Below are 12,945 nucleotides of genomic sequence, written 5' to 3' on the forward strand. Positions count from 1 at the left end.
TGGGTGTGGTGAGGGAAGCATAATGAAACGCTTCCATACCAGGAACAACCTGCTTGAGTGGCTCGAAGAACACGCTCCCTACCGCCAGATACGTAGGGCGGTAGAGGAGGGCGAGGTAGAGTCGTATGGGTTCTTCGACGGTAGCGTGTTCATGCCGGAAGGGTGGGCGCTACGTGTTAAGAGTAGGTTCAGCCAGGAGTGGCTGGTCAGCGTGTACCTTAACCCACAATCTCACCAGTACTGTTCGATGGTGATACATACTATCGTGTGGGATTACTGGGTGGGTGGCAAGACAGAGTTGTACCAAGGTGACGATCCTGAGAAGTATGAACGATTAAAGAAAGAATGGGAATGATATGAAACTAAAATTTGATCTTGATAGATTGCGTTGCGATTGTGGGTTTCATAGCTTTGCACTGAGCATCGTTGAGGAGCTTGACAGACTAACGAATGGTGGTGTTAAGGTAGGCGCCGGTTCCTGGAAAGGGGTCGGTGGCATAGAATTACCGACCATAAGTTTTAATATCGGTCTGACTTATTTCAGCATAGCACAGCATGAGTTTGACACTATAGAGCGTCAGAGAGACCCTGAGGAGCACTTACGCCAATTAGTTGAGTATAGGCTAAAAGATGCTCTGTGCAGTTTACTCGTGCCCCTAGATGCTTTATTGAGTGACTGGGACAATCCACTGTACCACACATGGAGCACATAATGGTCCTAACAGCTAAACAACTCGCTGATAAGGAAGGGAAGCTACTGAGGTTGGGTGATGTACCGGCGTATATCCACAAGATCTCCGGTGTGCTGCCGGGGAAGCGGGTGATATACACTTGGGTGCTCAAGGGTAAGCGGCGGTACACCGGCCACATGCTCAAGTTGCGTGCTACCAAACGATGTGATATATGGTTCACCACCGAGGGGTGGGTCCAAGATTTTTTAAGGAAACTGAACGAATGAGCAAGAGGATACTATCATATAATCTAACTGGTATAGATGGCCCCATCAACATGCCGAATAAACTTATCGGTGGCGGCGTGTCACCCGCTGATGTGGTTAATGGTGAGTGTTTAATAATGTTACAGTGGGAGGGGTTGTACTGGTTGGTACCGTACGAGATTCTGGTAGAGTGTGATATGCTATTAAAACACCGTGATAAGTATGAGGACAGTTACAATATACTACCGCCCGTGTCCATTACCGTACAACAGTGCATCCCGATCCCAGGTGAGACAGCTAAGATACTATTAGAGCTATAATCAGCCCACCGACGAAAGTGAGTAGGGCTATCTGCACCGCCCAATGGTGTCGAAGGTGGTTCGACAAGTTCTTCATAATCCAGCACTGATTAGTCTCGATCTTGGTTAGTTTAGCGAGAACGTCTGCGTCGCTTCGGTCTTTTTCGTTTTGCTCTGCGTCTGCCACTTGTTTGCCCCTTATCTGCGAATATCCCCTTGTTGTAGAAAAATAAACTCTTTAGGGGTTTTTCGCCACTCAATATTGCTGACCAGTCTTTATAAGTTAGATAGCCAGGAACGAATGTCTTAATGGCGTTGAACATCTTTCGCTCCGCCGCGTCCCTGGATCTGTCATCACCGGTCTGTGTAGCCTTCAACCAACGTAACAGGTTGATTAGTAATGTACCCATAGGCGGGAAAGCGTCCGGCGCTGCACCGAACACGTAACTACTGGTGTAACCCAGGGTGTTCAGTATCACGCCACCTATAACCATGTACCTAGCCCACCCTATTCTCCTAGACCATGGTAGCTGTTGTCCGTAACCTGTCTCACCCTTTAAGAATCTGGTCCCGGCCTCACGCTGGAACTTAAAGAAGTAGTTCATCCACCAACTCTGTAATCTGGTTAGTGGTGTCAGCGCTTTGTGCTTGAAAACTTCCGGCATCGCCATAGGTATATAATGATACTGCGTTACTCCAGCACCGAACTCCATTTCCCGGAGCAACTTTTCTTTCTCACTCCGGTAAAGAAATTCCGATCCCTCTTTGTATGTCCGTTTAGGATCAGCCCAGCCCAAGTCCTTGTACTTCTTGTTTTCGATTAGATCCAGCGTGTCCCAATACGCCACCTTGAACGCTTGTCGTGCGTTGGATACAGCAGTCCACTGGAACGGGGCCAGCATCAGCTTGCCTATGGTACTTCTATCTATGGTAGTTAGATCCTCGAAGCCCTTATATGTTTCAAGGAATAGACTCTCGGACATCATTTCTTTTAGCTGTTTACTGGCGGGTAGGACAGCCTTGAGGTTAGCCTTGGTCGTATATAGTGCAAGGTTCTGCAACAACTGGAACTTGTTACGTATCAGTTGTTTGGGCCGCAGTCCGCCCATCACGCCGTATATCTGCAAACGCCCGATCTTCTGGCCCATGTTAGTCAGTGGTCTGTTGCTTACTATCCTTCCGAATGGCTTGAGTACTTTGTTGAATATCCCCTTGAGTCCTGAGTTCTTAACCAGACTGTTGAGACTTTTATCTAGGTCAGTCTCCTGTCCTTTAATTATATTGTTGATGAAGCTCTCAGTCCACCGTCTCGTGGCTGGTGGTATAACTTCGGAGTGCAGTGATAGTTGGGACTCGAAAAACTTGAGTGGCTCACTAAGATGTATCTCTTTGAGGCCCGTCCACATCATAGCCTTTGACAACCATATAATGTCCCTGGAGTACGTCAGTTTATCTTCTAACTCGCGCTCGAACTCCATAGGGTTTGATATTTTAGACTTGACCCTTTTTTCCATCCAGAACTTCAGGTCGTTGGGTATCGGGAACCTGCCATCATCTATCTCTTGCGCTATCTTACTAGCTATGTGGCGCACGTAGTTGGTCCTGTATGGTATTAGTTCGCGGCCTATCTTAGCGCGCACTTCATTCTCGCGCTTGAACAACTCGCTGCTTAAGTTCCTGAAGTAGTTGAATATATCTTTTTCCTTGTCGGATAGTTCAGCCGGTGCAGTTTCGTTGGTGTTAAGCAGTTCCCTAAATCTGGCTATGGACTTGGTGGGTACGTTCTTTAGTTTAGCCGCTGCCTTAGATCTGGTCGTCTCACCGCCCAGCTTGTTTATCAATCTCTCGATCTTATCCAGATCCCGCACATGGCGGTTGAACTCTATGTCCAATTTCTGTTTACCAATCTCAGCGGGTTTGGTCATAAACTTGACACCCATGATCTCAGCCTGATGAACCTGTGGTGTTAAGAAGTGTGTAACATCCGGTTCTTTGAACTCACGTTCAGTCGGGGCTATCTCTGGCTTTAGTCCTCTTTCTTCGGCCAGCTTTTCAAGACCGGCTACCTGTTCGGCGAACGTTTCCTTCGGCCGTGCTTCGGCGGTGGGTGCTTGCTCACCTATTCTTACCCCATAACTGGTGCTTAGTTCTGCGATTTTGCCACCAATAGCCTTTATTTCCTCGAACCCTTTCTCCGAGGGGGAGTCTACAAAACTATCAATCGCCCGTGAATAATCGGGCAATAGTTTATCGATCTGACCTAATTCTGCCAGCAACTCAGGGTTTTCTTTTATATCCTCGGTGATGCCTTCATAATGTTTTTGTATTTTCGACAATTCTTCCTTGATTACTCTGAGTTGGGAACCCTTTTCACCAGCCCCGGCGATAATATTATCGGCATTGTTTCTAATAGAGGTCAACCTCGCAGTAAAGCCCTTCATATAAACGCGCTCTAACGGTGTCGCTTTCTCCGGTATGGGTTCTATGGGTGGTGTACCTTCTGGCATAAGATATGATATGCCCTTACCAGCAAGACCAGGAATGGAAAACGCTATAAGCTCGGCGGGGAGATTGTCTATGTCTTGTACCAGCCCTGCCTTCAATCGCTCACCGAGACTGGCGTCCTTACCAGCACCATAGTCCTCCACGTCGAATAGTGCGCGTGCTATCCAGCCTAGATCCTCCTCACCTATCTCACCAAGCACACCGTTAAACCCAGCCTTGGTCCCGATCTTCTTCAAGAAGTCTGTAGCGCTCTTAGTGGGGAACTTCTTTAGCCACGCTCGTTGCATGGCACCCACGGCCTTACCCAGCATCGGCATCTTGCCGATAGCTCCGTGTATAGCTGGCCCCATAAACTCACCAGCTTGTTCCGAGGCTATCTCTATATAGTGGTCGAGTGAACCCTTCCATATAGAAGTCCACGTGTCCTCATCTGACTCTATGAGCTTGGGGTCACCGAGGTTGTCCGTGGTTATGCCCTTGGGTAGTGTTCGTTTTAATATGGTATCAGCAGCACGGTGCGGCATACCGATGAAAGCCCTGGTCCCAGCGCCAGCGGAGAACTTAGCCACGTTCACAGCTACTTTACCAAGCCCCTTCTTGGCGGACTCTTTTAATATCTTAGTTCCCACACGTTTAGCAGCAGCCGATCCCAGTGTCTTGAGGCCACCGGTAGCCAGAAACTCTATCGCATAAGCTGGCATGTTACTTGTTATTTGTCCAACACGACCCATCAATGTATAGCCCTGCTTATCACGCCTGGCTATTTCATCGAAGTGGTCATTCATCAGCTTGACATCTGCCGCTTTAAGGGACTCTGGTGTGATCTCTTTTACCTTCCCGTAACCTGGAAAGAAGCCACCGGATGTAGCTTGTGCGGTCCCCATCACACGTTTAGCGGCAGCCTCGTACTGGTTCTCCCGTATGCGCATGGACGCAGTTGCGACGGCACCAATTTCGGCCAAGCCCATAGGACTAAACGCTATCTTTTGAAGTGGATCCCTGGCTGCGGCCTCGAAGAACCCGGCTGGCTTTACTTCCGGTTCAGCTTTAGGTAGATCTGGTAAGTCCGCAAACATACCCTGATAACCCTTTGGTTTCGATTCCTCTGGTAGATCTGGTAAGTTACTGAACATTCCCATAGGTCTGCCTCATTTTAGCTAACATAATTGGTCTGTTGGCGGGGTTTCTCCACTTCTTCTGAAACTCCGCTACTGCTTTCTCGCCACCCTGTCGTTCCAAGAACATCATATAGTTACCCACTTCTGACTTAAGGTCGGAAGAAAGGTCTTGCCTCATTTCCTCACGCGCCTCTTGGACTTCTTTCGACGACGGATCCCACTCGAAGTTCTTAGTCCCGCCCTCACCCCAATCAGCCGCCATAGCTTCTTCCCACTGGAACTCCACCATGTCCCTGTCCTGTTGGGTCTGTAGATCGGCGAAGTCATTGTCCCTAAGAAACTGTTTATACTGAACTATAAGATCTTTCTGCCGATAGTTTGGCCCCCACCTTCTGCTGCTCTTACCAGCCTGAGCGTATGCAGTGGCCATATTAAACAGGGCATCCCTATCCCCCGCCCTATATCTGTTCTTTGGGGTTGGATCACGTTGCTGCTTGAGATACTGCGGTGTCTTGCCAGAACGTATAGCGATCACGCCGCGTCGATATTCTGACTCTGGTATAGTACCAGACAGCGTTTCCCAGTCGGCCATGTTCTGTTCGATGCCCCGTCTGCGCCGTTTCATTTCATTGAACCCAGCCAAGTCCATACGACCCTGACGCTCCATACCGGCCATGAGTGTACGTTCTGCACGCTGACCAGCAGCTTCCTGGAGTGCGAACGCCTTGTTCTGCGCCTCCTGTTGCATGACCATTTGGTCGCGCTTTAGCGCTAACTCTTGGCTACGCTGTACCGCCTCACCGCGACCGGTCTGATACGCCGCTCTACCGTATGCACTTATTGGTGTGTGTGATACTCTTATCGCCATGTTAGTCTACCTTCTCTGGTCTGAACACCCTGCGTATCGCTTCTTCATGCACGCTACCACCAAGGGCCATAATTCCCCTGGACGGATTATGATCTTGAGCTATAAGTTTGTTCATGGTGGTACGCAATAGACCTATTTCATACTCATCCAGTATAAGTTCATCATTAGCTTGTTTTATGCGCTTGGCTATATCACAGGCGTCACATATCTCAACGCCGTTGTTGAACGTACCCGGAAATCTTAGCCATTGATGAAGGTTATCTTTCAGGGGGTAAGCCTCCAATTTACCACCATCGCCCACAGCCACCTCATACTCACTCAGGTCCAATTTGAACTTTTTCATCGTGTTCCCCAATAAATAATTAGTTTGGTTATTTGTCTCTTTGTAGAGTTTTCATCTGCTCTAACAGTGTGTCATTCCGCACCTTTAGTTCCAGCACACCCTTTATCAGCATCGGAACCATCATATTCCATCGGCCACCCCAACCTTTTTGATCTTCCAGGGGCTTCGCGAGTTCGTCCGGGTCTTTGTTGTCGGGCACCCTTACATACTGCCTTAGTTCTGGTATATCATAAACCTCTTGCGCTATTAGTCCAACAGTTCTCTCCGTCCCTTTAGTGGGTTCCGCCCAATCAAAATCAACTATCCTTAATTTTTCTAATAGTGTAAATACGTCTATTTCGCTGTCCGTGATATTCTCTTTCATGCCACGGTCACTTGGTGTCGTGTCTATTGTCTCATCCCCAATATACATGGTGGTAGATGAAGCCCCGTGTGAACTAGTATCAAGATGGTAGCGTGTGTTGTCCGCTGCTATCATTAAACCATTCTCAAATAACGGAACATCGCCAGCGGAGTGAAATATAACCTTACCATTATCAGAAGCATCTATAGTTATAACTGTTTTAAGCGTTCCACCATCGTTTATCCTAATTACTATGTCCTGATCTGGTACATTTGAACTTATAATAGTGCCGGTTGGACTATTTAAGTCTACCCCGCCACCTCCCACAAGTATACTTCCCCCAATAATAGCACTACCACTGGCAGATAGAGTACCGCTTGTAGATATAGAATCTGTAACTGTTATACTCTGCACAAGTAAGGCATTTGAAGAATTAAGACCAGCGACCACCGTACTTTCAACTCTCGCGGAACCGGCAAAGGTTCCGTCATTTATTCCCTCTGTATCTGTTGCGTCTATGGTGAAGGGCCACCAACTTATAAGTTCACTTGCCACTACAGGAGTCCACAGAGCAACTTCTGCGGCTGTAGGGTTTCTGCCTTCGTCAAACACTTCTTCTAATTCCGCAGAAGATAAGTCTTGATTCCACAGCATGACATCTGACATATTGCCTGAAAACTGTTGGTCAACGGCGATAGGCCTACCACCTATCGCTGCGTCATCAGGTGCTCCAAAAGTGGCCGCCGAGCCTATGGCGGTTGTGTCTGCGGCGCCACCTCCCGGATCTCCTACGTATAAAATTACATTACCAGCAGAGTTCCATGTCATGGCTACAAAGGTATAAGATGCGTTGTCAAAATCTGATATATCCGCCTGTGTGGCTATATAATTATTAGCCCCTTCTCTATACCAGGCAGCAAAAGTATCGTCGTCTCTTTTAGTAAATCTTAATTGGTCCCCGCCACCCTCTACCCAAAATACTGGCCTCCACTCACCATCTGTTAAGGACGCCGTTGTCATTTTTATCCAGGCAGTTATAGCTCCTACAGTTCCTGATATTTGACTCCCGATTCCTGCTGGCAAATCAACTTGGTCATTTAAGTTTCCATCTAATTTTAACGAACCTTCCGCAATATCGCCCCAATGAATATCTTTGGCTTCATCAGCGGACCTCCACGTATCAGATGATAGCGTAAGTGCGGCTATATCTGCCGTGGTGGTCAGGTTCTCGTCATCAAAATTTATCTCGCCACTACTGTCCGTGATCCCGCTACTGCCAACGGCCAGGGTTCCGATGGTCAGGTCGTTATTTATTTTATCCCACGTAAAGTCTGCTTCGCCCGCCAAAGCCCCACCATCGTTAAATTGAACATTTGTGTCGGCCCCGGCCACACCCAAAGCACCGACGCCTAGTTGAATATCGTTACCAGCATCATCCGTAAAAAACAACTGGTTCGGCGTCGCTGTTTTAACCCATAGTTGACCATAAGCCGGTGTATCTGAATCTGCGGCGGCCTGTTCTTTTAATGTTATTGCTCCCTCAACGGTAAGCTTTGTTTTGGGGTCACTCAGACCTATACCTGTATTTCCATTAAGATAGTTTATATCATCACCACCAGTTTGATATACCCCATAGGAAGTTGTTACGTTAGCGTGAGACTGGTCATCTAGATACAATCCATAATTTGTTATAATCTGACCAGTACTGGTAAAAAATGGTGACTGTACCTGCAATGCCCTGCCAGACGTAGCGTTACCGGTTGATGTAGATATAAGGCCGTAAGTGGAACCTCTAATTAAATTCACCAAACCGGTACCGTCATGTCTAGCTTGCATAACTAATCCGACCATATTGTTAGTAAGGTTATTACTCCCGCCATACTGGGCCACTACTTTTAATGCCGTAAACGCTGTAACAACCTCAGATTCGTCATTCTGTGCTTGTATCTTTACCGTCTCATCACCACTAGCACAATCAGTTTTAAGACAATATAATTGCCAGGCACTGTGGGAGGCGCCTAAACCCAATGCCGCAAATTCTGGTGAGGCCGTTACTTTAACATCTTGATCTATAAAGCTATGGTCTGAACCATCATTGGCTATGTGGGCGCTGGCTAGTGTCTCTACACTATCAACTGCTGATTGAACGTCAGACGTAGCTTGTGATAGTACCGTTTCCGTACTGGCTATAGCTGAATCAAAGTGACTCACCAGTGATGCAGCCGTAGAATCTATAACACTGATCAACGTACTCTCGACTGAATTGATGGCGGTACTATTGGCCTGTGCCAGATTTGACACGGCGGATAGTGAATTACTAATATCAGATACAGCAGAAGCGATACTGTTTATAGCAACACTATTCGCAGATGCCTGGTCCGATGTCACTGTTATCTTAGACCCAAGGTCACTGACTGCACTGTCAAGATTAGATTGAACCGCACTCGTAGCATCACTGAGAACTGTTTCGGTTGAAGCTATGGCTGAATCGAAATGAGTAACCAAACTATCCGCTGTAGATGCTATAGCGGAATCGAAATGACTCACTAACGAACCAGCCGTACTTGTTATGGCCGAGTCGAAGTGTGACACAACGCTATCCATAGCCGAGTCTATGACGCTGTTGACGGCACTGGTGACATCTGAGTCAAGCTCACTGGCTCGTTGTTCCACCTTACCACCGGCCAACTGATTGATGGCCCGACACATTCCTCTTATGTCGTTGGGTTTGGCTTGTTCTGCTAATCTTTTCACGAAAACCTTCTGTGCCTCGCCATAGCGCTACTGTAAACATTACGGTGCTGATCCTCGAAACTACGCGGCGCGTAAGGCTGAGAGGTAGTCATGCGCCCACCACTGGACCTACCCAAACCCTGCATCAACTGGCTTATCATACCCGGATCAGGACCAACGTCTTGCCTGCGTTCTATAAACCCAGCCTTACCCAACTGTGCCTGTGATATTCTCTGACCAGCTACGTCGGCTATGCTAAGTCTGGCCGGTGAGCCGACTTCTTCCTCCCATTTCTTACCAATGCCCGCTGACATAGTAGTACCGGCAAGACCGGCACTCACTAAACTCTGCATACCGGATGCCACGTCCTTCTTCTTAGTGCGCGCGAGTGTAGCCTCCGCCCCCTTGACAAAACCGCCACCTTTCTTGTATCTACTTATAACTTCATCATAGATGCCTAGCCCCGTCCTGTACCGGTCAAGGTTGGCCTTAGTAGCCGCGGCTTGTGATGCTTGAAACGAACTCATTATTGACTGAAACTGTGATTGTCGCGCCATTATTTAATTCTCCCTGTGGGTGAGACGCCTACATCTATCTTCTCAAACCCCCATGTCTCGCCTGAGCCTGAGTTACCCAAACGTATAGCAGCGAAAGCGCCCCTGGCCTTCTGTCGTTTGGTCCCACCCCTCTGTCTGCCGGGTGACTTGATCGTCCCAGCAAAGTTAGGGGTCACGTTCGCCACCAGCCGCTCTATTACTTTTTCAGCCGCTATGTCAGTGAACACTTTGTAATCTATATCATCTGAATCCGACTGACTGCCACCAGTACCGCCACCTGCGGTTACTGGATTGAGTCCGGTTATCTTTCCGTTCTTACTTGAACCACCTATGGCAAACGGACCGAGGCCAACATAACTATCTATGGCCTGATCGCTACCACCTATATCATCGTCTTTAGCACTGTCAACAAACTCACGGACATAACCATCCTTACACCCCACCAGTAGTCCAGCGTCGTCGGTGTCATTGGCATCGTAATACAATAAGGAGTACGGGCCACACGCTGTCGGATAGCTCTCAGGGAAGAACCCCTCAGTCCTTAAACTATACCAATAATTAGAATGAGTTCCATCGCTAAGTTTAGTTATGGTAATAAGTATTCCTTGGCGATCCCTGTCGAACGCCATCGTAATACGGTGAGTACTGGGATTGGCCGCTTCGTCTTTCACCAACTTTGGTAGGTCTATGGCGGATACGTTTACTGGCATTTGTGGTATCGTAGATTTATATATGCCGTTCTTGCCCCACCACCATAAGTTACCCCCGTCGTCCCAGCACCAACTCTGTGCCCCAAATATTCCTGTAGTCAAGCTGAGTTCATTAAGCGAGCCACCGAACGTAGCGTCACCACTGAGATACCATATTGAACTGGCACAACCGAATATAAGATAATCATCTTTATATGATATGAGTGCACGTACTATATCACCGATCTCACCGGCGTCCGCGTTGCCACCGGCTACTGGCGATTGTGCATCGCCAGCTACATAGGCCCAGTCCCAAGGATTGTTCTGACGGCCCATGTACCATTGGAAGGGAGCATTAGGATTGCCCGACAGAACGGGGCGACCACGATACAGAGTGGCAAGGTATGCCTTCTCCGGCATGGTTCCGTAGGTTGTAGTGTCGTCATTGTAGGGAGTCCAGTCATACCAGTGCGGCATAGTGGTAGCTTCATCTACCGCCGACAGATTACCAGAAGTTATTATGACATTAGCGTCGGCGTCCTTGACATCGTTACTCGTGTTGAACGTACCGGAAGTTGTGAACCCATACACATAATGATCAGACGTACCCACATCATAGAATATATAGTCAACCACCATCTGAGCATTGGTTGTATCCTGAGTTAATATATCACCGTGCGCTGGTATGTTAGAAGTTATCTGCGCTTCGGATGTCAGCTTCGTATTTACGAGGTCAACCACTTTAAGATTGGCGCCATTAACCACGAACGCTTTCTGGAAACCACCGAACATCTGAAGCTGGTCCGTAGTGTCTATGTCCCCACTTGATCCTGTTACTTCCAATAGTGATCCGCCCATGTCCTCATACCCTATTAAATTATTAGTCGCCAACACCAGGCGCCTCGTAGTTACTTGATCATTTAACGATACAACCATCACTCATCCTCGAAGAATATGGCGTTGGCGGCTGCTACCACAAGGCGTCTCGTCGTTACCACATCTGATGGTGTTAGGAATGCCAATGTAGTAAACTCCCACGTCTCGCCATAGGTAACACCATTCTCATTTAATGAGTCTATTTGCCACTCATAAGTTGTATTGTAGTCAAGATCTCCTACCGGTATGTCCCAATCGGTTGTAGCCTGTCCTTCAGACACCAACGACATATTACCGGCCAGGCCGAAATATACATTATACGTAGTAGCCATTATCCAGCGTCCCAGTCTAATTTAGCAGTTCCAAGCCGCACAGTTACGGCTTCGTCGGCGGGCGACGGGTTGGTTGCTTTATTTGGTGTAGGATTGGCGGGTGGATCCTGTGTAAATATCGTGCCAGCCTCACCACCCGATCCAGACGGTAGGGGAACGGTGCCATCATTAAGTACGTGGTCTATCTCCCATGTAGCACCTTTTCTACCGACATAGGATCCGCTCAAATTACCGGCTGTTATAGCTGCTGCAAAATCGGGGCAAAAATTCTCGTGCAACTCCGCATAATCCCAATGCGACGGTAAGGCCCAGTAAGATCTATACTGTATATCTATCGGCCTCCCCACTGGAAAATCGAACACATCAAATGTGTACGTTTGACCACTCCAAAAAACCGTACCCACAAAACGGTCCGCTAAATTAAGGGGGTACGGGATATACAGTATATTGGGTGGTGATGGATAACTACCACTGGTAGCCATAGATGTGAGGGTTATTTTCAAATACTGTGTTGACATACTACCTCACACTCGTAACGATACACATAGCCACGACCGGCTGCTCCGCTGCACCAACCTGATCACCATCACCCCATTTATCCAGTCCGGGACGCTGACCCCCGCGTGCCCGGTCGTCCAGGGTATCATAGGGTCGCATGTTGTTCATATCATTGGACGTTAAGGGAGGGAGTAACGATGTTACTCCTCCCTTATGCTGTCCTTTTATCGGAAACAGGATGACCATTATGATCTGTCCGTCTTGTCGTAATACACAAACGTACTATGATACTCGATTTCGATGGCATAGATGTTAGCTGCATGAGTAGCGTGGGCGCTCAGTGTAAAGTCCATACTGATAGCATCACCGGGCTGCAAGCTAAGACTATCACAGTTGACCTCCACGTAATCAGCCAGCGCCGTTAAGCTGTTGATGGCACCGGATATAGTAGGATTGAGATCCGATGACAAAGCCGCACCAGCACGTTTGCGGTACATGGCGGCGTCGATAGTCGGAACATCCGTGCCAGCCGACTGTGCCAGGAACCTCACTTTGAGTTTGTCAACCGCCTGATCATAATCACGTGGTATCTCAAACTGCAATGAGCCGAGATCCGTTTGACCATTGGTTGACTGGATGCCCTCGAAATTGGTTTCGAGTGATGCTCTCTTGGGTTCCGTACTGGTAGTCAGTATGCTACCATCTGAGTCCCTCAGTGATCCGATGCCGATACCACGGATCATTTTCTTAATCCCCTGACCAGGAATTATCGTATCCGCTTCTTTCAAAAATGTTGCTCCGTTAAGTGGCATTTGTTCTTCCTTTCCTTTGCCCTTTACAGGGCTAC

The 12,945-nt window shown here is 48.1% G+C and carries 12 protein-coding genes; 3 read left to right on the forward strand and 9 right to left on the reverse strand.

All coding sequences use genetic code 11. The features are described 5' to 3' along the window. From GY843_RS18720 to GY843_RS18730, 3 genes are all read left to right on the forward strand, one after another. Positions 1–355: hypothetical protein (locus GY843_RS18720; protein ID WP_297311950.1), on the forward strand; the 355-nt coding region annotated here is incomplete at its 5' end. A gap of 1 nt (position 356) precedes the next feature. Further along, positions 357–713 carry a hypothetical protein gene (locus tag GY843_RS18725; protein WP_297311951.1) on the forward strand — a complete coding sequence of 119 codons (357 nt, stop codon included), beginning with the start codon at positions 357–359 and terminating at the stop codon, positions 711–713. Positions 714–954: 241 nt separating this feature from the next. Continuing rightward, positions 955–1,257: a hypothetical protein gene (locus tag GY843_RS18730; protein WP_297311952.1), complete on the forward strand. Its 303-nt coding sequence runs from the start codon at positions 955–957 to the stop codon at positions 1,255–1,257. 110 nt (positions 1,258–1,367) lie between these two features. On the opposite strand, the gene GY843_RS18735 is transcribed toward GY843_RS18730, so the two are convergent. The 9 genes from GY843_RS18735 to GY843_RS18775 all read right to left on the reverse strand — a co-directional run bounded on the left by GY843_RS18735 (position 1,368) and on the right by GY843_RS18775 (position 12,910). Next, complete coding sequence (locus GY843_RS18735) at positions 1,368–4,880, reverse strand: hypothetical protein (protein ID WP_297311954.1); 3,513 nt, start codon at positions 4,878–4,880, stop codon at positions 1,368–1,370. Next, a complete protein-coding gene (locus tag GY843_RS18740) occupies positions 4,864–5,727 on the reverse strand; it encodes a hypothetical protein (protein ID WP_297311955.1) in 864 nt (287 codons plus the stop codon). Before GY843_RS18740 ends, GY843_RS18735 begins: the two co-directional genes overlap by 17 nt. A gap of 1 nt (position 5,728) precedes the next feature. Next, the gene (locus GY843_RS18745) at positions 5,729–6,070 is read right to left on the reverse strand and encodes a hypothetical protein (protein ID WP_297311958.1); all 342 of its coding nucleotides are present in this window, start codon (positions 6,068–6,070) and stop codon (positions 5,729–5,731) included. Between the two features lie 28 nt (positions 6,071–6,098). Continuing rightward, positions 6,099–9,122 carry a LamG-like jellyroll fold domain-containing protein gene (locus tag GY843_RS18750; RefSeq protein ID WP_297311960.1) on the reverse strand — a complete coding sequence of 1,008 codons (3,024 nt, stop codon included), beginning with the start codon at positions 9,120–9,122 and terminating at the stop codon, positions 6,099–6,101. A gap of 41 nt (positions 9,123–9,163) precedes the next feature. Beyond that, positions 9,164–9,703, reverse strand: a complete 540-nt coding sequence (locus tag GY843_RS18755) for a hypothetical protein (protein WP_297311962.1) — start codon at positions 9,701–9,703, stop codon at positions 9,164–9,166. Further along, the gene (locus GY843_RS18760) at positions 9,703–11,328 is read right to left on the reverse strand and encodes a hypothetical protein (protein WP_297311964.1); all 1,626 of its coding nucleotides are present in this window, start codon (positions 11,326–11,328) and stop codon (positions 9,703–9,705) included. Before GY843_RS18760 ends, GY843_RS18755 begins: the two co-directional genes overlap by 1 nt. Continuing rightward, on the reverse strand, positions 11,328–11,600 hold the full coding sequence (locus tag GY843_RS18765) for a hypothetical protein (RefSeq protein ID WP_297311966.1): 273 nt from the start codon (positions 11,598–11,600) through the stop codon (positions 11,328–11,330). Before GY843_RS18765 ends, GY843_RS18760 begins: the two co-directional genes overlap by 1 nt. A 519-nt stretch (positions 11,601–12,119) precedes the next feature. After that, on the reverse strand, positions 12,120–12,344 hold the full coding sequence (locus tag GY843_RS18770; protein ID WP_297311967.1) for a hypothetical protein: 225 nt from the start codon (positions 12,342–12,344) through the stop codon (positions 12,120–12,122). After that, the gene (locus GY843_RS18775; protein WP_297311969.1) at positions 12,344–12,910 is read right to left on the reverse strand and encodes a hypothetical protein; all 567 of its coding nucleotides are present in this window, start codon (positions 12,908–12,910) and stop codon (positions 12,344–12,346) included. Before GY843_RS18775 ends, GY843_RS18770 begins: the two co-directional genes overlap by 1 nt. Between the last annotated feature and the right edge of the window lie 35 nt (positions 12,911–12,945).

Source organism: Neptuniibacter sp. (assembly GCF_024231755.1).
GTDB lineage: Bacteria > Pseudomonadota > Gammaproteobacteria > Pseudomonadales > Balneatricaceae > Neptuniibacter.